19 protein-coding genes are annotated in these 19,931 nt (G+C 47.9%); 1 reads left to right on the top strand and 18 read right to left on the bottom strand.

Annotated elements, in window-relative coordinates:
• Nucleotides 1-28: 28 nt before the first annotated feature.
• Nucleotides 29-1,585 carry a cryptochrome/photolyase family protein gene (locus EXT46_RS17440; protein WP_130148837.1) on the bottom strand — a complete coding sequence of 519 codons (1,557 nt, stop codon included), beginning with the start codon at nucleotides 1,583-1,585 and terminating at the stop codon, nucleotides 29-31.
• Nucleotides 1,578-2,897, bottom strand: a complete 1,320-nt coding sequence (locus EXT46_RS17435; protein ID WP_130148835.1) for a DASH family cryptochrome — start codon at nucleotides 2,895-2,897, stop codon at nucleotides 1,578-1,580. The genes EXT46_RS17440 and EXT46_RS17435 overlap by 8 nt, the downstream gene beginning before the upstream one ends.
• A gap of 124 nt (nucleotides 2,898-3,021) precedes the next feature.
• Here EXT46_RS17435 and EXT46_RS17430 point away from each other — a divergent pair, with 124 nt between their 5' ends.
• Nucleotides 3,022-3,804: a DUF4124 domain-containing protein gene (locus EXT46_RS17430; RefSeq protein WP_130148833.1), complete on the top strand. Its 783-nt coding sequence runs from the start codon at nucleotides 3,022-3,024 to the stop codon at nucleotides 3,802-3,804.
• A gap of 71 nt (nucleotides 3,805-3,875) precedes the next feature.
• On the opposite strand, the gene EXT46_RS17425 is transcribed toward EXT46_RS17430, so the two are convergent.
• The 16 genes from EXT46_RS17425 to leuS form a co-directional block, all read right to left on the bottom strand.
• On the bottom strand, nucleotides 3,876-5,048 hold the full coding sequence (locus EXT46_RS17425; protein ID WP_130148831.1) for a type III PLP-dependent enzyme: 1,173 nt from the start codon (nucleotides 5,046-5,048) through the stop codon (nucleotides 3,876-3,878).
• Between the two features lie 156 nt (nucleotides 5,049-5,204).
• Nucleotides 5,205-6,200: a DUF4382 domain-containing protein gene (locus EXT46_RS17420; protein ID WP_130148829.1), complete on the bottom strand. Its 996-nt coding sequence runs from the start codon at nucleotides 6,198-6,200 to the stop codon at nucleotides 5,205-5,207.
• Between the two features lie 60 nt (nucleotides 6,201-6,260).
• Nucleotides 6,261-6,854, bottom strand: coding sequence for a hypothetical protein (locus EXT46_RS17415; protein WP_130148827.1), 594 nt, complete (start codon nucleotides 6,852-6,854; stop codon nucleotides 6,261-6,263).
• A 327-nt stretch (nucleotides 6,855-7,181) separates the two neighbouring features.
• A complete protein-coding gene (gene lipA, locus EXT46_RS17410; RefSeq protein WP_130148825.1) occupies nucleotides 7,182-8,150 on the bottom strand; it encodes a lipoyl synthase in 969 nt (322 codons plus the stop codon).
• Nucleotides 8,147-8,800, bottom strand: a complete 654-nt coding sequence (lipB, locus tag EXT46_RS17405; protein WP_026111315.1) for a lipoyl(octanoyl) transferase LipB — start codon at nucleotides 8,798-8,800, stop codon at nucleotides 8,147-8,149. The genes lipA and lipB overlap by 4 nt, the downstream gene beginning before the upstream one ends.
• Nucleotides 8,801-8,812: 12 nt before the next feature.
• Nucleotides 8,813-9,091, bottom strand: coding sequence for a DUF493 family protein YbeD (gene ybeD, locus EXT46_RS17400; protein WP_022946385.1), 279 nt, complete (start codon nucleotides 9,089-9,091; stop codon nucleotides 8,813-8,815).
• A gap of 157 nt (nucleotides 9,092-9,248) precedes the next feature.
• Entirely contained in the window at nucleotides 9,249-10,409 is a 1,161-nt protein-coding gene (locus EXT46_RS17395; protein WP_022946384.1) for a serine hydrolase, read from the bottom strand.
• Between the two features lie 47 nt (nucleotides 10,410-10,456).
• The gene (locus tag EXT46_RS17390) at nucleotides 10,457-11,224 is read right to left on the bottom strand and encodes a septal ring lytic transglycosylase RlpA family protein (RefSeq protein WP_045979817.1); all 768 of its coding nucleotides are present in this window, start codon (nucleotides 11,222-11,224) and stop codon (nucleotides 10,457-10,459) included.
• Nucleotides 11,224-12,327 (bottom strand): rod shape-determining protein RodA, encoded by a 1,104-nt coding sequence (rodA, locus tag EXT46_RS17385; protein ID WP_022946382.1) that lies wholly within the window; start codon nucleotides 12,325-12,327, stop codon nucleotides 11,224-11,226. Before rodA ends, EXT46_RS17390 begins: the two co-directional genes overlap by 1 nt.
• Nucleotides 12,324-14,207, bottom strand: a complete 1,884-nt coding sequence (gene mrdA / locus EXT46_RS17380; RefSeq protein ID WP_130148823.1) for a penicillin-binding protein 2 — start codon at nucleotides 14,205-14,207, stop codon at nucleotides 12,324-12,326. The genes rodA and mrdA overlap by 4 nt, the downstream gene beginning before the upstream one ends.
• An 8-nt stretch (nucleotides 14,208-14,215) precedes the next feature.
• A complete protein-coding gene (gene rlmH / locus EXT46_RS17375; RefSeq protein ID WP_022946380.1) occupies nucleotides 14,216-14,686 on the bottom strand; it encodes a 23S rRNA (pseudouridine(1915)-N(3))-methyltransferase RlmH in 471 nt (156 codons plus the stop codon).
• 2 nt (nucleotides 14,687-14,688) lie between these two features.
• Complete coding sequence (rsfS, locus tag EXT46_RS17370) at nucleotides 14,689-15,006, bottom strand: ribosome silencing factor (protein ID WP_130148821.1); 318 nt, start codon at nucleotides 15,004-15,006, stop codon at nucleotides 14,689-14,691.
• A 55-nt stretch (nucleotides 15,007-15,061) separates the two neighbouring features.
• Nucleotides 15,062-15,703 (bottom strand): nicotinate-nucleotide adenylyltransferase, encoded by a 642-nt coding sequence (gene nadD, locus EXT46_RS17365; protein WP_130148819.1) that lies wholly within the window; start codon nucleotides 15,701-15,703, stop codon nucleotides 15,062-15,064.
• A 2-nt stretch (nucleotides 15,704-15,705) separates the two neighbouring features.
• Nucleotides 15,706-16,740 (bottom strand): DNA polymerase III subunit delta, encoded by a 1,035-nt coding sequence (holA, locus tag EXT46_RS17360; RefSeq protein WP_045979814.1) that lies wholly within the window; start codon nucleotides 16,738-16,740, stop codon nucleotides 15,706-15,708.
• Nucleotides 16,740-17,234: an LPS assembly lipoprotein LptE gene (lptE, locus tag EXT46_RS17355; RefSeq protein ID WP_022946376.1), complete on the bottom strand. Its 495-nt coding sequence runs from the start codon at nucleotides 17,232-17,234 to the stop codon at nucleotides 16,740-16,742. Before lptE ends, holA begins: the two co-directional genes overlap by 1 nt.
• Before the next feature lies 1 nt (nucleotide 17,235).
• Nucleotides 17,236-19,818: a leucine--tRNA ligase gene (leuS, locus tag EXT46_RS17350; protein WP_130148817.1), complete on the bottom strand. Its 2,583-nt coding sequence runs from the start codon at nucleotides 19,816-19,818 to the stop codon at nucleotides 17,236-17,238.
• Between the last annotated feature and the right edge of the window lie 113 nt (nucleotides 19,819-19,931).

Raw genomic sequence — 19,931 nt, 5'->3', positions numbered from 1 at the left:
GTTAATTATTTGATCTATTTTTATGTCTTTATAATTTCTCCACATTATCGATGCACCACTGGGCTCGTTCTAACACCTGCTGTTGCTGGCGTTTATCTTGTTTATCCCAATTTCGGTAGATCATACCGATGCGGTGATTATTCCCAAAGCGCTCACGGTGGCGAACCATAAAGTGCCAGTAAAGACTGTTAAACGGGCATGCCTTCTCGCCCACTTTTTCGCGAACGTTATAGTGGCAGTGTTTGCAGTAATCGCTCATTTTGTTGATGTAGTTGCCACCACTGCTGTAAGGTTTGGTGGCAATAATGCCGCCGTCGGCAAATTGGCTCATGCCCCGGGTGTTGGGCATTTCCACCCATTCAATGGCGTCTACATAAATACCTAAGTACCAGGCATCGACGGCATCGGGGTCAACGCCAAGTAGTAAGCAAAAATTGCCGGTGATCATTAAGCGCTGAATATGGTGGGCGTAGGCATAATCAAGGCTTTGACCAATAGCATGGCTAAGACAGGCCATATTGGTTTTTCCATGCCAGAAAAACTCTGGCAGCGGCGACGAGGCCTCTAAAGTATTTAACGAACTGTATTTGGGCATGTTAGCCCAATAAATCCCACGCACATACTCACGCCAACCTAGGATTTGTCGAATAAAGCCTTCTACCTGAGCCAGGGTGATAGCGCCATCACTTTGCTCATAGGCCGAAGTGGCCTCGTTGATCACTTGCATGGGGTGCAGCATTTTACTGTTAAGCGCGAATGATAAGCGGCTGTGATAAAGGCTCCACTGGCTATCACTTTGACAGGTCATGGCATCTTGAAAGGTGCCAAAACGAGGTAGTAAGTGATCACAAAAATAGCGCAGTAACTGCTTGGCCTGTTTGCGGCTCACAGGCCATAATAGCGTATCGCTGCCTTGACCTATAGTACTTACCTTATGGCGGGTGATGCGCTCTTTGATACTGCGCACATCGTTGTCAAAGCATAGTGGCTGTGGCAGCTCGGTGAGGTCTTGTTGGGTTAGCTTATTGCGATTTTCTTTATCAAAATTCCACCGCTCCCCCAAAGGCTTGTCGCCCTGCATCAACACCTTAAAGCGTCGGCGCATTTTACGGTAAAACTGCTCCATAGTGTGATGCGTATCGGCCTGAAAGTAATCGCTCAGCTCATTAAAGCCCAACAAGAAGTGCTCGCTATCATAGGCATTCAAGGTGATGTCTGCACCGAGATTTAAGTCGCGCAGTTGCTCATATAAGCGATACTCATCAGGCAGTTGGTAGCTGAGGGTATTGGCATTAAAGCGCTGCACCTGCGTCTTGAGTAGGTGCGCTAAATCATCGTAATCCTGTGTATCATCGAGAGTCAGATGAAGAACACGGTGCCCAGCTAATTCCAGGGCTTCGGCAAAGCGAGCCATGGCAGCAAAAAAAGCACACACTTTTTGGATATGATGCTGGGTATACTGCATTTCTTGGTGTAGCTCAGCAATTATATACAGTACATCGTCGCTCTTGTGCTCAAACCAGCTATGTTGCGCATTTAACTGATCGCCGAGAATAAGGCGGATTTCTTTGTAGTTTTCACTCATGAGTCACGCCTTTTTGGGGCCAGCCGGTGTAATCTTGATAGTCGATATCGCTTTGGCTCGCTTCGCCTTGCCAACGGCTAATAAACTCGCCATCGGGATCAAATTGCTGTTGCTGTTTCGCTAGATTGAAATGACGGCCGCCACGAGGGTCGGCCCCTACGCCCGCGATATATTGCCAATTGCCATAGTTGCTGGCGCTGTCGTAATCAATCAACATGCGCTCAAAATAGGCGGCGCCATAACGCCAATCAAGATTGAGTTCGTTGACAAAGCAGCTAGCAACAATTTGTCGGCCCCGGTTGGACATCCAGCCGGTGGTATTAAGTTCATGCATCAGGGCATTAACCAACGCATAGGGGGTGTTGCCTTGGCACCACGCTTGGTAGCGCTGAGCGTAAAAGCTGGTTTGTGGCTTAGCGCTATTGGCGCCTGCAAAACAGTATAATTGCTTACCTTGTTTTATAGCCAGCCACTGAAAGTACTCGCGCCACAATAGTTCAAAGTAAATCCAGTACGTTGATTCGTTGGCACCGTGCTGTGCTTCATAGTTACGCAATTTGCTTAGCATCAGGCGTGCACTTAAAGCGCCGTTTGCTAACCAAGGTGACAGTGCCGTCGAAAAGTGCTGACCTTGAAGCGCGTTGCGCGTTTCTTTATAGCGACTGGGTGCATCCGTAGCAAAATAGTTCTCAAGCGCTTGCGCAGCGCTTTGTGCAAACCAAGGCGTGAGTACAGAGGTGGATGCATCACCTTGGACATAAAGGTTTTGCCTAACGGGGACGCTAGGAGCAAGCTGTGTTGGCGCTGCAAGCGGTTCATCGGCACTTAGCTCAGACTCAATGGCTTTGCGGAATTGACTAAAGGTGCTAGGTAACTCATCCACAGGGCCTGGGAGTTGTGCCAAGGTGAACAGCGTATGATCATGATCTTGAATCAGCTCAATAGCGTTGTAGCGCTCTTTAATATGAGCGATAGCCATTCGCTCATCCCAGCCATGCTGATGCCCTACGCCTAGGTGAGTGATGTCATGAACGCCTACCAGTTCGTCGAGTGTCTTAAGATTATCAATGCAGCACAGTGAGTGATGATAAGGCGCTAGCGCTTGGCTCAGGTGGTGTAGTGTTTGCTCAATAAATACAGTGCGCGCAGGCCCTTGCTCGCGAGCATTGTAAATGGCGCGCGATGGCACAGTGAGTGTGTGCAACGGACAATACGCCAATATAAGCCGATCAACTTGTGAAGATAATCGCCTAAGTGTCTGATTGTCTTCTAATCTCAGATCGTGATAAAAAAGATAGAGCCCCGTTTTCATGGTGCACCTCGGTTATTACGAATAGCGCTGTGGTACGTTTGAACGCCGCACATGGATCCTTCGCATGTGGCTATGCATCAGCTAGACTTGAGATAGGTACGCGCTCTGGCGCTTAGGAGAAAAAATGATTCGCTTGTTTGTTATAACAGTGTTTACCGCCGCTTTACCGGTGAGTGCTGGCACCACAGTATATCAATGCACCAAAAATGGCACTGTAGAATTTTCGCAGCTCCCTTGCTCTAAGGACGCCAAGCCAGTGGTGGTTAATACCATTGCCGCCGACACTTCAAGCGCAGATAAGCCGCAAAGCGACAGTGATATTGAGGGGTATATACGCAATCAGCAGGCGGATAAAGAAATTGCCCAGCACCGCGATAAAATAGAGACTTACACACGTCAAATGCAAGAAGAAATTGCGCGCTTGAAAGATCAGTCAGATGCCCAAGTAAATAACCTCACTGGAGCTGAAAAAGACCAAGCCATTGCCAAAGAAATGGAGGCGGTGAGTAAGCGTTATCAAGCGTTGATCGATCGGGAGCAAATGCATATTGACCGTTTGCTGGCCCAAAAAGAGATCTTTAAAGACAGTGCAGCAAATGCCCCAGACAGCATCGACAGCTTTATTCGCTTGCAGCAAATTGACCGCGATATGCGCCAGCATCTGGATAAAATTGATACCTATCACACGCGGTTAGACAATGAATTAGAAGCGCTGCAAGGGGAAGCGGCGCAAACTCCGGATAACCTCGTTGATGCTACTTATGACAATGCCTTGTCGCAACGTATGTCAGCAGTGACGGCTAAGTACACCACCTTGATTGATGTTGAACAAAAAGGGTTGGCGCGGCTATCTCAAGAGCGCGCCGAATTAATGCAAAAAGCCAAGGAAAACAAAGACACGAACTGATGTCCACCAGCGCGATTCTGAGACTCGCGCTGGTGGAGTAAGGTTAGCTTTTGAACTTCAGCTCTAGAGGGTTAACCCAATTGCGCCATGCTCAGTGCACTATCGACACTAATAACAGGCGCTTTGGCGAAGAAATTAAAATCAGTGCTCGTTGTCCATGTGTAAGCGCCCATATTAGCGGTAAATACTCGCTCACCATCCTGCAGTTGCGCCATATTCACATGCTCTGTAATGACATCTATGCTATCGCATGTTGGCCCCGCTAAAACACACGGCTGCTCTGGGGCTTGGTGCAAAGTGTAAAAGCGTTGCGCAGGCTCGCCGTACACGCGGCCGCTAAACGCACCATATACGCCATCATCCATATAATACCAAGGCTTACCGTCGCGCAGGCTTTGGCCCATTACACTCATTACGTGCACCATGGCCGAGGCAACAATATAACGACCAGGTTCTGCAATAAAATGGGTGGTTTGCGGCCACTGCGCCAACGCTTCGCGAATGGGTGCACAATAGCTATCGATATCAATGTTGTCGTTTTGATAACTCACCGGAAAGCCACCGCCAATATCCAGTGTATTCATGGCAGGCAAACCCGCGCGCCGAGCTAATTCAAAGACTTCTTTACATTGCTCTATTGCAGCCACGTATTTATGAGGGTCGCGTGTTTGTGAGCCGACATGGAATGACAGCCCGCGCACGCGAATACCCATGCTATGAGCTTGGTGTAACAAGGGCAAAGCCTGCGCTGGTGTTACGCCAAACTTTTTCGACAAATCAGCAGCCGCATCTTCATTTAAGAAGCTTAAGCGCAGTAGCAGCTCAACCTCATGTTTATAAGGCGCAAACTTATGTAACTCATTGGCACAGTCGAATACAAAGGTATTGCACCCATAAGCCAAAGCATGCTCAATATCGGCCACGCGCTTGACCGGGTGAGTGTGAATAGTTTTACTTGCTGGCACAGCACACTGAGCCACAACATCCACTTCACCATTGGTCGCAAGGTCAAAACTGCCACCCAGCGCGTCTAAGGCGCGCACCACATCCGCATGAGGTAGGGGCTTTAGAGCATAGTGTAAAGTCACTCCCGGAAGCGCAGCATGAAGCGCTAGGTAGTTTTCGCGAACACGGTCAATATCCAGCACCAGTAAAGGGGTACCGTATTGATTGGCAAGTTGGTCGGCTTGTACGAATTGCTCGGTAAATGAGTGAGCAGGAGCTCGCAAAGAAGAAACAGACATAATAACTCCAAAATTGAATTTGGATAGTTACTCTTCGCCTTGGCTGGGGGGCTGTACTAGGATTGGCTATCGAATTAAAGTGGCGCAATAATAGTTAAATTATCGCGCCATGCAAGCAAAAATTTAAAATATTTTTAGTCTTTAATTTTCAATAGCTTATTGGGCTGTGTCAAAGGTAACCTGAGCGTCTTCACCGCTTGTCACCGTGACTGTCTGTTGCTGATACAGCGTAAACGACTCATCGAGGATTTCGGCGTCATCAATGTGTGCAGCACAAGTGTAGGCTAGCTGATATTCACCTGGAGCGACAAAGCCGATTTCGAACTCATAACGTTCATCTTCCTCATCGTAGCTCACGCCACCGGTCGCGATAGGTGCATCAGCCGCAACCGTTTCGCCGTCAAGGTACAAATCTTTAGGCTCACTGACATCGCTATTATAGAGATATACGGCATGACCAAACCCCCCGGTGGCAGGCGCGATATCTGCATTGTCAGTTTCGCAGTTTTGTACCAACTGCTGGCTAACTACACCCTCAATATCTTCCACTTGGGCAAGGTTTTCTAGGCGAATTCCGGTAGGTTTAAGCTTAACTTCGTTACTGTTACTTGGGTTGACCAACGATTTTTTCAGGTCAAACTCAAGCACGAAGTCGTTGTCACCACTGACCAAAGTGAAGTCATTTATTTGAATTTCACCGATGCCGTCATTGCCCTTACGGGTGACAACAAGTGGCACGACAGTGTCATCGTTATAAACCAGATGTGAAGTCATCTCGATATTGGCCATGTCGCCATTGACTATATCAGCGCGTAGCCATTCGTAGTCACCGGCAGCAACAAGCTCATTATCGATAAGCGCAAACACATCATCACCCGTGTAGTCCAGTAAGTTTACCATCACGGGTTGATCTGGGTTCTCTTCAGAGCGAGTCTCAAAGGTTGGCATCTCACCATCGCCCGCGTTCAAAGTAATGCTGTCAAAGGCAACCCACACTGCTTTAACGTTACTTACCGGCGCATCAGATACGCCTAACGAGAATTCTGCTTGTGTCGGCTCCGGGTTGGTGATGTTGTCGTCATTATCGTCCGAACCCCCACAGCCGCTAAGTAAAACGGTGCTAATTGCACTCGCAAGAATTAGTTTATTCATTAAATGTACTCCGTCAGATTGCACACTTATCTAGCCTAGCAGAGTTACCTGAACACTGTTTTAACTGTGTGCTGCGAGGGAGTGATAAATCTCTTGAAAGCCTTGTTTGTGGTTGTTAAACAGGAACTGGCGGAGCTGTTTTTTGTTGGTGTTACGTATAAATGTGACGGCAATGAGTGAGCCTTGTTGCCGTGCTTTTTGCATCTCCAATTGCATTGGCGGATAGTCTGGCAGGATTAACTTGGCTGTGGCCCTTTGTGGCGCATGCTTGATTTGCTCAGCATCAATCACCGCTCCTGTAGAGGATAAAGAATGAATAGGAAGCTTTCGCCCGTCGTCGGTGAGCAAGTAAATACTCTTGGGATTATCAAAGCGCCAGCTGCGGTGCTGGCCAAGAGCCTCGAAAATTTCTGGTGCTTCCAGCGCGGGCTGTAAATCACCGTTTGCGGTTAATGACAGCGACAGTGGAAACCAAAGTTCAAAGTGCCCGACCTCAGCCAACATACATAACCCAGGCTGCTCAAATAGGGAGGCAACGTAATCCGGTAACTCCGAACGAAGGGACAAGCCGGTGGTGTTAACATCGCCGTCTTGGAACGTGTTTTCGCTAAATACCTGCTGGAAAAAAGCCAGCTCTTGTTCGGTGAACTCCATCTCTGTACCCCAAATAACCCTTTGCGACTATAAAAAAATAAGATCAAATATGCAAAATTTGGGCGCAAATTTAGCAGACACTTGCTGAACGTTTAAAGAACAACAAATTATAACCTAGAGCGTTATTCTAATTTTTGAATTAAATTGAATTAGTTTTGCTTAGCTTGCTTTAACTGCTGATTAGCTGGGTGGTCGTGTCCTTGACGTGCGCTGAAGTCATTTATCTCTATCCTTATCTTAACGACTTGCAACGGATACTAGCACATTTGTATTAGGGATGTGAATAAAGAAGGGACGCGTCACAATGCCATGACGCGTCGTAATCGCTTATTTAACTTCTTTACCTGCTGCTTGTTGGTCAGCATGATAGCTAGAGCGTACAAAGGGACCACAGGCTGCTTGGGTAAAGCCGATGTCATCTGCGTACGCTTTTAATGCGTCAAATTCCACTGGTGGCACGTAACGTTTTACCGGCAGGTGGTGTTTCGAAGGCTGTAAATACTGGCCTACTGTGAGCATATCAACGTTGTGCTCACGTAAGTCGCGCAGCACTTCCTCGATCTCGCTCATTTCTTCACCTAACCCTACCATTAGGCCTGACTTGGTGCGCACCTCAGGGTGTGCTTCTTTAAAGCGCTTTAATAGCTCTAAAGACCATTTGTAGTCTGCGCCTGGACGAGCCAATTTATAAAGGCGTGGGGCTGTCTCTAAATTGTGGTTAAAGACATCTGGTGGTGTCTCGCTGAGGATCTCTAATGCTCGGTCCATACGACCACGGAAATCTGGCACTAGAATTTCAATAGTAATGCCCGGGTTATGCTTACGAATCTCGCGAATACAATCGGCGAAATGTTGAGCCCCCCCGTCACGTAAATCGTCGCGGTCTACCGAGGTGATCACCACGTAGTTGAGCTTCATGTCCTTGATAGTCAGTGCCAGCTTTTCTGGCTCTTGAGCATCAGGTTTCAGTGGACGACCATGAGCGACATCGCAAAACGGACAACGACGCGTACAAATGGCTCCTAAGATCATGAATGTGGCGGTGCCGTGATTAAAGCATTCAGAAAGGTTAGGGCAGCTCGCCTCTTCACACACGGAGTGCAAGCCGTGCTTACGCATTGCCTGTTTAATGCCATCAATGCGCTCGTTAGATTTAGGTAAGCGGATTTTCAGCCACTCTGGCTTACGTAGCATTTCGTCTTTTTCAGTCGGTAGGACTTTGACCGGGATAAGCGCCATTTTCTCAGCGTCACGTAATTTTACACCCGGTTGCATTCTTACTGATGATTTCGTCATTCTTTCGCTAACCCTTGTTGATACTCAACGTGTTCGGGGTTGAGTCGTTTAATTAATTGCTCGACAAGCCCTTGACCGGCTTGCTCTGTGGACTGAGGCCCATTTAAATCTTTACATTGCACCATTTGCATACCCGCATAGCCGCACGGGTTAATGCGCAAGAAAGGCTCCAAATCCATATTGACGTTCAAAGCCAAACCATGGAAGGAACAGCCTCGACGCACGCGCAAACCTAAGGAGGCAATCTTGGCGTCATTAACATAGACCCCAGGTGCATCTTTTTTGGCGTAAGCGTCGATTCCATATTCACCAAGACTGTCGATGATACTGTCTTCTAGCCAGGTAACCAGGTCGCGTACACCGATTTTCAATCTTCGTAAGTTGAAAAGTACGTACAGCATTTGCTGTCCTGGGCCGTGATAAGTGACTTGCCCGCCACGGTCTACTTTGACCACTGGAATGTCACCGGGCATTAGCAAGTGCTCGTCTTTGCCTGCTTGGCCTTGCGTAAATACAGGCTCATGTTCTACCAGCCAAATTTCATCGGCACTGGCCTCGTCACGGGTGTCTGTGAAGGTTTGCATTGCCTGCCAAATAGGCATGTATGGGCGAGAGCCCAATTGGCGTACTATTAAGGTGCTCAATGTCAGTCCTTAAAAGGCTTACAGAACGTAGCGTACATCATCAATGCTACCTAATTCAGTATAGATAACTTCGATATGCTCTTTTGATGTCACCGTCGCAACTAAAGTCACTGACTCATAATTACCTTTACTGCTCGGTTTCGTTTTTGGTGCATAATCGCCAGGGGCGTGCTCTTGCATAACCGTTAATACCTGTTCCGTCAGGCTCACGTTAGCAAGACCCATCACCTTAAATGTGAAAGGACAAGGAAACTCTAGATATTCATCAAATTTGGTATTTTTGACCGGTTTGACCACGACAATAAACCCTCTTAACTACAGACGACGGTGTGTTTAAAGTATACGGAGCAAAGCTCTTAATAGTGCGTATTCTAGCATTTTTTAAGGTAAAAAAAACGCCCCAACAAGTGGGGCGCTCGGTAATGCGTGATCCGCTGTAACAAATCAGCGGCGATTACATGATTTGTAAGCGCAAATAGTCGTAGATCTTGCTGAAAAAGCCACCTTCTTCAATACTTTCCAGTGTTACCAGTGGATAGTTGGCCACATCTTCACCGTCAAGTTGTAAGTACAAAGTGCCTACTTTGGTGCCTTTCTCTAGTGGCGCTTCAAGTGTCGTATCGAGCTCAAAGTTCGCTTCTAGATTCTTCTGTTGGCCACGAGGGATAGTGATAGGCGTGTCTTCTAAAATGCCTAACGCCACAGTTTCTTTGTCGCCCATCCAGATGCGTTGGTCGGCAAATTTGTCGCCAGCTTTATACGGTGTGATGGTTTCGAAAAAACGAAAGCCGTAGTTAAGCAGTTTTTTGCTTTCCACTTTACGTGCACGCTCAGAGCTGGCGCCCATGACCACGGCTATTAAACGCATATCACCCTTAGTGGCAGAAGACACTAAGCTATATCCGGCTTCGCTGGTGTGACCAGTTTTAATGCCGTCTACGTCGAGGCCTTGATCCCACAGCAAACTATTGCGGTTAAATTGTTTGATACCGTTGTAGGTAAAGTCTTTTTCTTTATACAGTGCGTATTCGTCTGGCACATCACGGATAAGTGCAGCACCCAAGGTCGCCATATCCCGAGGGGTAGTGAAATGCTCGTTGGTGTCTAAACCATGGCTGTTGATAAAGTGGCTGTTATCCATGCCAAGCTTCTGCGCGTGGGCATTCATGAGATCGGCAAATGCCGATTCACTTCCCGCAATATGTTCGGCCATCGCTACACACGCATCGTTACCCGATTGAATGATGATACCGCGATTTAAATCTTCAACGCTTACTTGCTTACCAACTTCGATAAACATTTTTGATGACTCTGGGAAGTTTTTTGCCCATGCATTTTCACTGACGGTCACCATATCTGAAGGGGAGATGTTACCGGCATTAATTTCTGTACCGATGACGTAGCTCGTCATCATTTTCGTAAGGCTAGCGGGTGCCAATTTAGTGTCGGCTTCGCCTTCGGCGATCACCTTGCCCGTTGTGAAATCGACAAGAAAGTGGCCCTTAGCGTTAACTTCAGGTGGAGCCGGAATGATCTGCGCTTGAGCGGCAAACACTGAGCTTGCACACAGTAATCCGCCTAGGCCTTTGAGAAGAGAATGTTTAATTGATTTCATTATGCTTTTAAATATATTTTAGGTGAAAATGCGAATTGGTTAATATCTTAAAGGGCATGGTCATCATAAAGCAAGAAAGCTTGGGCGAATTGGCCACTTTTTAATTGCTTCAATAGCGACTGTGCCTGATTTTCATCAGTTATTGGACCTAAGCGTAAGCGAAAAATTCCATCATTTTGCTTTTTAATATTCGTTGGTACGTGATACTGCTGCTCCAATTGATAAGCCAATGCTTCAATATTAGCGAGTTTTGAGCCCGCAGCGACTTGAATATACTTAGTACGAGGTTTTGCGTCGGCAAGGGTAACTGCTTCGAGCTTAACCCGCGCTGTACCTTGGCGGTGATAGCCCAGTTTGTAGGCTGCTGAGTATGATAAATCAATAATCCGGTCGTCATGAAACGGGCCGCGATCATTGACGCGAACGATCACGCTTTTGCCGTTATCGAGGTTGGTCACTCGAACGAAGCTGGGTAAGGGCAGGGTTTTATGGGCTGCGGTCATGGCGAACATGTTGTAGGTCTCGCCATTGGAGGTGTGATAGCCATGAAACTTACGGCCATACCACGAAGCAATACCTTGCTGTGTAAACCCTCGCTCGTCAAAAATAGGCACGTAATGGCGCCCACGAACTTCATAAGGACGATTTGCAGCGGCACTTTTGGGTTCATCGGTGATCACCGCGTCTTGCAGCTCCAGCGCGGTAGGCTGGCGTAAAGGAGCGGCATCATGGCGCATATGATAGCGCCCCGATGGCGTACTACAGGCACTTATTAAAAGTGTTATAAGAGTAAGAAAAAGCGCACGAACTGCCATTATTTATTTAACATCCGTTTTTCTGTGGCGATACTCATAATAATGCCAAAACCCGCCATCAGAGTCACCATTGAGGTGCCGCCATAACTGATCAGTGGCAAGGGGACGCCTACGACAGGTAATAACCCAGATACCATACCGATGTTGACAAACACATAAACGAAGAAAGTTAGGGTTAAAGCCCCTGCGAGTAACTTACCAAAGGCTTCTTGGGCATTCACGGCGATATAGAGGCCGCGAGCGATAATGAATAAATACACCCCTAAGAGGATTAACACGCCAATTAGGCCAAACTCTTCACTCAGTACTGAGAAGATAAAGTCGGTATGGCGCTCAGGTAAAAACTCCAACTGTGATTGGGTGCCTTGCAACCAGCCCTTGCCTTCTATGCCGCCCGAGCCAATGGCGATTTTTGACTGAATAATATGGTAGCCTGCACCGAGGGGGTCGCTTTCCGGGTTTAAGAAAGTAAGGACTCGCTGCTTTTGATAGGCGTGCATACCATAGTGCCAAAATAAGGGAGCGCCGGCGCCAACGAGCACAGCCAAAGAGCCAATCAGCTTCCAGCTTACACCGGCCAGAAACAACACAAAAATCCCCGAGCTGGCGATCAGAATAGATGTCCCCAAGTCGGGTTGTTCTTTAATTAGCAAAGTGGGCACCATGACGATAACCAGCCCGATAAACAAATGCCCCAAGCGAGGCGGCAGATGATTGCGGCCAATATACCAAGCAACGCCCATGGGCACCGCAAGCTTCATAATCTCTGAAGGCTGAAAACGAATACCAATGTCGAGCCAGCGCTGTGCACCCTTAGAACTGACACCGACAAACAACACCGCGATGAGCATCAAGGTGCCCATCAGATACAAAGGCACAACAACACGCTTTAACGTAGGTGGAGAGACTTGTGCAAACACTAACATAGCCACTAGAGCGCCACCCATCCGGGTGCCGTGGCGCATCATCATATTCCAATCTTGGCCGCTAGCACTGTAGACGATGCACAAGCTTGCGAACATCATGGCGAGCAAGGCTAAAAACAGCGGCAGGTCGATATGCACGCGTTGCCATAAAGAGTTGTGCTGATGTAATGGCGTCATTGCGATTCATCCTGTACTTCGCTGGCAATGGGGTTCGCAAGGAAATAGTAGTCCATTACCTCGCGGGCGATTGGGGCGGCCACCGAGCTGCCACCACCACTGTTTTCAACAATGACTGTGACAACGATTTGCGGGTCGTCAAACGGAGCAAAACCAACATAAATGGCGTTATCACGATGGCGCTCTTTGAGCTTATCAGCGTCGTAACGCTCGCCCTGGGCAATACTCACCACCTGTGCGGTACCCGTTTTACCGGCTGGATCATAATTAGTCCCTTTGAATGCCTTATGCGCCGTACCTGTGACTTTTTTCACGGTATTATGCATAGCATCTAAGGCAATTTGCCAATGCTCAGGATTTTGTAATTTTACCGGTGGCTTTTCGTCGTCATTAACGGTGGTAATATCGCTATCACGGCGTAATTGATGAACTAAGTGGGGCGGATTGTGTACGCCGCGATTGGCCATGATGTTGACGGCATTAGCAATTTGAATTGGGGTTGCTGTCCAATACCCTTGGCCGATTCCTACAGAAATCGTATCGCCACGCCACCAAGACTCGCGAAAACGGTCTTCTTTCCACTCCTTGGAAGGCAAAATAGCCGTCGTTTCCTCGTGGATATCAATACCGGATAAATCGCCAAAACCAAACTGCGCCATAAAATTACTAATTTTGGTTATGCCAGCACGGTAAGCGATGTCGTAAAAATAAGTATCGCATGACTCTTCTATGGCTTTATAAACGTCGACATGGCCATGACCCCAGCGCTTCCAGTCGCGCCATTTGTGTTCAACGTTGGGAATTTGGAAAAAGCCAGGGTCCCACATTTTTGTTTCTTCGGTCACCAACCCCTGCTCTAAGCCAAAAATCGCCATATGTGGTTTGATCGTTGACGCCGGGGCATAGCGGCCTTGGGTAGCACGGTTTATAAGCGGTTTATCGGGGTTAAGCAGGGCTTTGTAATTTGCTGAGCTAATACCGTGAACGAATAAGTTAGGGTCATAGCTGGGGTTAGAGTATAGCGCTAAGATGCCTCCCGTTTTTGCATCTAATGCGACAATGGCACCACGTTTATCTTTTAATGTCATTTGCGCGATTTGCTGAAGCCCAATATCGAGGGTCAGCATTAAATCTTTACCGGGCACCGGAGGCGTTTCCTCAACGCGACGTAATACTCGGCCTCGATTATTAATCTCCACCGATTGCGAGCCTACCTGACCATGTAACTGCGACTCATAAAATTTCTCAAGGCCGAGCTTACCGAAATCCCGGGTGGCGCGATAATTGGTGGCCAAGCCTTGCGCTTCCAGGTTGGTTAGTTCTTTTTTATTCAGTTTGGCAACATAACCAAGAGCATGAGTGAGGGTATCTCCGAAGGGGTAGTACCGGGCTAAGCGAGCCTCGACACTGAACCCTGGGAATTTATGTTGGTTTACAGAAAATAGCGCGACTTCTTTGTCATTCAAACGGCTTTTTAGCACCTGACTCTGGAACCGGCGATTGTGGCGGATATCGTCGAGAAACTCTGCACGTTGCTGCTCGCTAATATTGAGTAATGCGCTAATATCGTCCAGTGATTGTGTTAGGTCATCCACCTGTTCGGGGATCACCTCAAGGTTATAAACCGGCTTGTTCTCGGCCAGCAAAGTGCCGTTCCTATCGTAAATTAAGCCTCGATTAGGGGCCACAGGCAATACTTTAATTCGGTTATCGTTGGAACGGGTTTGATAGGTTTTGTGCGCCACCACCTGTAGGTTGTAGAGATTCGAAATTAAAATGGCGACCAGAATAAGAACAAAAATAAAAGCCGTAAAAGAACGGCGCGCAAACAAATTGGCCTCGGCGGAATGATCGCGGATAGGAGTGCGTTTACGCAGCATAAAAACGGCTATTCTCGGTGATAGGGGTGATTGTTATTTAAGCTCCAGCCTCGATATAGGCTTTCCGCTACGATAATGCGAACCAGCGGGTGAGGCAAGGTTAAATTCGATAACGACCACTTTTGCTCGCTGCGGGCAATGCATTCAGGAGCTAGCCCCTCAGGGCCTCCGATAAGCAAACTGACATCACGACCATCGAGTTGCCACTTTTCCATGGCCTTGGCAAGCTGGTGCGTGTCCATCGCTTTGCCTGTCACTTCTAAGGTAACAATACGATTTCCCTTTGGAATGGCCGCTAAGGTGCGCTCACCTTCTTGCTGTAAAATACGTTTGATATCGGCATTTTTGCCGCGTTTACCAGCGGGTATTTCAATCAGCTCTAGAGCCATGTCCTTGGGAAACCGGCGCTGATATTCGCTAAACCCTGTCTCTACCCAAGATGGCATTTTGGTCCCCACAGCGACCAGTTGGATTTTCACCGTTAACCCCAGAGCTTCTCGAGTTGGTAAAAGTCACGAGTTTCATCTTGCATTACATGCACGACCACGTCACCTAAGTCCACCAATACCCATTCACCGATGTCTTGTCCTTCCATGCCTATCACATCTAAGTCATGTTCCTTGGCCTCTTTGGCAAGGTGTTGGGCGATGGATTGAACTTGGCGTTTGGAATTACCCGAACAGACAACCATGAAATCAGTAATGTTCGATGTGTTGCGAACGTCCAAGGTAATGACGTCACGCGCTTTCATATCGTCAATTTTATCTAATGCAAAATCAAGAAGATTGTTGGTTTGCAAAATGCACTCTCTAAGTTAGTTAAAGCTTTCTAAGCGGCGTATTTTACCACTATTATCAACCTATATACAGGCGCTTATCGCGGATATATTGGTACACGGGCGGCGTAAGCAGTTCCTCACAAGGCTGCTGACGTTGCAATTTGGCGCGCACCTCGGAGGATGAAACCGCCAGCTGCGGGCCGGGTAAAAAGTAAACAAGCCCGCTGCGATGGTTATTGAGCGCCGCGCCTTGCTGACACTGATGCTGTGATAAGTATTGCGTGAGTGTTGCGGAGAGGTCAAGGCGCTCTTGTGGACGCTGATAGACCACTAAATGACACAAAGATGTAATTTGCTGCCATTGATACCATGAATCAAAGCTGTTGAATGAGTCCAAGCCCATCAAAAAGAGTATCGGCTCTTGGTGATTACCGGCACTATCCAGTTCTTCACGTAACTCTTGTAGGCTCAGTAGTGAGTAGGATGGACCTTCCCGATGCAGCTCGCGCTCATCGATTTTAAAGCGCGGCTCGGAGGCTATGGCTAAGCGTAACATCGCTAGTTTGTCAGCATTACTGATGTTGCTCGCCTGCTTGTGAGCAGGGACGCGGTTGGGCATAAAAAATAGTTGCTCACTATTGAAGTGATTTAAGCACTGATTAGCCATATTAAGATGGCCGATATGAACCGGATCAAACGTACCGCCGAACAGAAGCATATTTACTCCGAAAAAATAGGCGCAGAAAATGGTAAGGTGCGACAGAAGCTCATACTGATGTGTGCAAGCATGGGGTAGGGTGAAGATAACTTGCCGCTTTTAAACTGGCTATCAAAATCACTGAGTAAATCACAAAGTTGCTCTATACGTGCCATGTCTAAGCGTTGCAGGGCTCTTTGATACAAAGGTTGCTGATTCTTCCAAATCCCCAGTTTTTTACACGCGCTATTAAAATCCTGTCCTTGATGGCGCAACTCTGCGAGTGTGAGGAGTTGCTGCGCTTCCTTGCCAAGAGCCCAAGCGATGGCGGTGGGCTCGGTGTTATCATTTTGCAGTCGTGCTAACACCTGCATCGCTTTATCACCTTCGCCACCAAGGACCGCATTAGCCAAATCAAAAATATCAAACTTATTTTGATTCAATAACATGCCTGTAAGGGTACGCCCATCAATGGCTTTATTTGCGTACAGCAAAGCCAGCTTTTCTAGCTCTTGGTGACAGGCCAGGAGGTTCCCCTCTGTGGTATCGAGCAGCACCTGCTTAGCATCCCCTTCAAGATTAAGACCTAGACGTTGACAGTGGTTATCAAGCCAGCGCCGTAAGTGATTGCCGGTTAGTGGGTAGCAGGGGACAAAGATGCCTTCTTTATCAAGCGCTTTAAACCAGGCTGAACGCTGGACGTCTTGCGATGCTTTCATGCCACGGATCACAATAATGCAATCAGGATTCACGCCTTGTGCACATCGCTTCAGATGCTCGGCGCCGGTTTTCGCAGGTTTTTGACCGTTTAAGTCTAATTCTATTAAGGTGCGGGAGCTAAATAGCGACAGGCTGTGGTAGTGGCCGTCTAACTCTTGCCAGTCAAATTGCGCTCCGGCGGTGAGTTTAATGACCTCATCAAAGCCTTGTTGGCGCGCATTTTGGCGAATATGGCGGATACACTCATCAACTTGAAAGGGTTCATCGCCAAACACCATGTAAAAAGGTGCCAGCCCACGGGATAGTTGCTGTGCCAGTTGATTCGCGTAGATGCGCATTAGAGCTGTGCTAACTCCCTAACAATGCGGCGACTCGCCTGTTTGCGTAGCTCCTCCAACAAAATCGTCATTTCATTGGCTTTAGCTAAGGCATTGTCTGGATCGTCTTGGTAATTGCGATAAAGCTCAAAATATTGCTCGATAGGGTCTTCACCTGCTCGCTTAAGCGTGTAAGACACCGAGTAAATAAGCTCGTATTCTGCGACCTGACCGTTTTTAAACAGCGACAGTGTTCGTCTATCTAGGCGGTCGGAGGTGAGTCGTAACATCGGAGAGTTAGCGCGCAACCCTTTATTGACCTGCACATTACTGCGTGCAAGTTCACTCAATAGTTGCTCATACAGAGCTGAATTAGGATCGCTAGCGTTGACTTCCAAAGTCATGAGATCTTGCGGTAGATCCGAGGCCTTTTTAAGGTGAAAACCACAGCTGCTTAGTAATAATACTAAGCAGCTGATCACTAGGCTATGGCGTAGTGCACTGGCAGCGAACATCTTAGTTCGCCACCACATTAAGCACTTTGCCTTTGATGTAGATGACTTTACGCACGGTGAGTCCATCGGTGAACTTCTGTACGTTGGCATCTGCAAAGGCTGCTTGCTCAACGGCCTGCTGATCTGCATCGGCCGCTAGAGTCAGCTTCGCGCGGACTTTACCATTGACTTGAACTACCACCAGTTTCTCACTTTCAACCATGGCTGATTGATCGGCAACAGGCCATTGTGCGTCAAGGATATCGCCAGGCTTATCGAGGTCTTGCCACAACTGATGTGATAGGTGTGGGGTAATCGGTGCCAGCATAATCAGCATTGCTTCTAACGCTTCATTGGCTACGGCTTTGTCACCGTCATCAGCTAATGGTGCCTTGATCAGCTTGTTCGATAGCTCCATTACCGCTGCAATGGCGGTATTGAAGGTTTGGCGACGGGCTAAATCATCAGTGATTTTAGCGATGGCTTTGTGCAACTCGCGGCGCAGTTCTTTTTGCGCTTTCGTTAAGCTGGCAACATCTAGCTCAACAAAGCCCGCTTGCTTCACATCATAGGCATACTTGTATACCCGTTTGATAAAGCGATGCGCGCCTTCAACACCGGAGTCAGACCATTCCAATGTTTGCTCCGGTGGCGCTGTAAACATCATAAACAAACGCACGGTATCGGCACCGTATTGGTCGATTACCGTTTGTGGGTCAATGCCATTGTTCTTGGACTTAGACATCTTGCTCATGCCGGCGCTTTCAACCGGTTGACCATCATCCTTGTGCCAAGCTTTAATGATACGGCCTTTGTCATCAGTTTCTACTTCGACATCACTGGGTGAGAACCAAATATCACCGCCTTTTTCGTCTTTGCGGAAGTAGGTGTCGGCCAGTACCATGCCTTGGCAAAGTAGGCGCTCAAATGGCTCATCAGAGTCGACCAAACCAAAATCACGTAATAATTTGTGGAAGAAACGCGCATAAAGCAGGTGCAAAATTGCGTGTTCAATACCGCCAATATACTGGTTGACTGGCAGCCAATAGTTAGCTGCACCTGGCTCAAGCATGCCTTCGTCGTAACGCGGGCTGCAATAACGAGCGTAGTACCAAGATGATTCCATAAAGGTATCGAAGGTATCGGTCTCGTGGAACACGGTTTCACCGTTGACGCTTGCCTTGGCCCATTCAGGGTCTGATTTAATGGGGGAAGTCACGCCGTCCATCACCACATCTTCTGGTAGGCGCACCGGTAGCATATCTTCTGGCGCCGCCAGTTCGCTGCCATCTTCTTTATTCAACATTGGGATAGGTGAACCCCAATAGCGTTGGCGGCTAACGCCCCAATCGCGCAGGCGGAAATTAACCTTGCGCTCACCTACGCCAAGTTCAGCTAACTTATCGGCAATGGCATTAAAGGCGGCATCAAAATCCAGACCATCGAATTCACCAGAATTGATGAGCGTGCCTTTTTCTGTGTAAGCGGCTTGGGATAAATCACACTCGTCACCTTCATTGGCAGCAATAACCTGCTTGATCTCTAAACCGTATGCTGACGCAAACTCAAAATCACGTTGATCGTGCCCTGGTACTGCCATAACCGCACCTGAGCCGTAGTCCATCAACACAAAGTTAGCTATCCAAATCGGCACTTCTTTACCCGTTAGCGGGTGAACTGCGTTCAGACCCGTGGCGATGCCTTTTTTGTCCATGGTGGCCACATCGGCTTCGGCTACTTTAGTGTTTTTACACTGTTCAACAAACGCCGCAACATCGGCATTGGTCTTCGCAGCTTCTTGAGCAATAGGGTGGCCTGCGGCAACAGCCACATAGGTAACACCCATGAAGGTATCTGGGCGTGTCGTGTAGACGCTGAATTCGCCTTGGTTATCGGCGCGTTTGAAGGTAATGTCGACGCCTTCAGAGCGGCCAATCCAGTTGCGCTGCATGGTTTTAACTTGCTCAGGCCAGTGCTCAAGCTTGTCTAAATCATCCAATAATTCTTGTGCATAATCGGTGATTTTAATAAACCACTGCGGAATTTCTTTTTGCTCAACCACAGCACCAGAGCGCCAACCACGACCATCAATTACCTGCTCGTTTGCTAAAACAGTCTGATCTACAGGGTCCCAGTTAACAGTGGACATTTTTTTGTACACTAGGCCTTTTTCGTACAGCTTAGTGAAGAACCATTGTTCCCACTTGTAGTAATCTGGGTGACAGGTGGCGATCTCACGGTCCCAGTCGTAACCAAAGCCTAATAGTTTGAGCTGGTTACGCATGTAATCAATATTTTGATAGGTCCATTTGGCTGGGGCGGTGTTGTTTTTAATTGCGGCATTCTCTGCCGGCAAGCCAAAGGCGTCCCAACCCATGGGTTGCATAACATTTTTACCTTGCAAGCGCTGGAAGCGAGAAACAACGTCACCAATGGTGTAGTTACGCACGTGACCCATGTGCAGTCGACCACTCGGGTAGGGGAACATGGACAGACAGTAAAACTTCTCTTTTGAGTCGTCTTCACGAACTTGGAAAACCTTGTTTTCTTCCCAGTATGACTGGGCCTTAGCTTCTATTTCCTGCGGGTTATATTGCTCTTGCATCTACTATTCCAGACTTCTTGCAAAATGATGACAAATTTGCCGATAGCATACCCCAAATCGATATCTAATCACAGCAAGGCACAGGCTTTTTTATCGCTGTTATTGAATTGTCG

This window comes from Pseudoalteromonas sp. CO325X, assembly GCF_004208955.1.
GTDB lineage: Bacteria > Pseudomonadota > Gammaproteobacteria > Enterobacterales > Alteromonadaceae > Pseudoalteromonas > Pseudoalteromonas ruthenica.
This window is presented reverse-complemented; position numbering and strand designations above follow the sequence as displayed.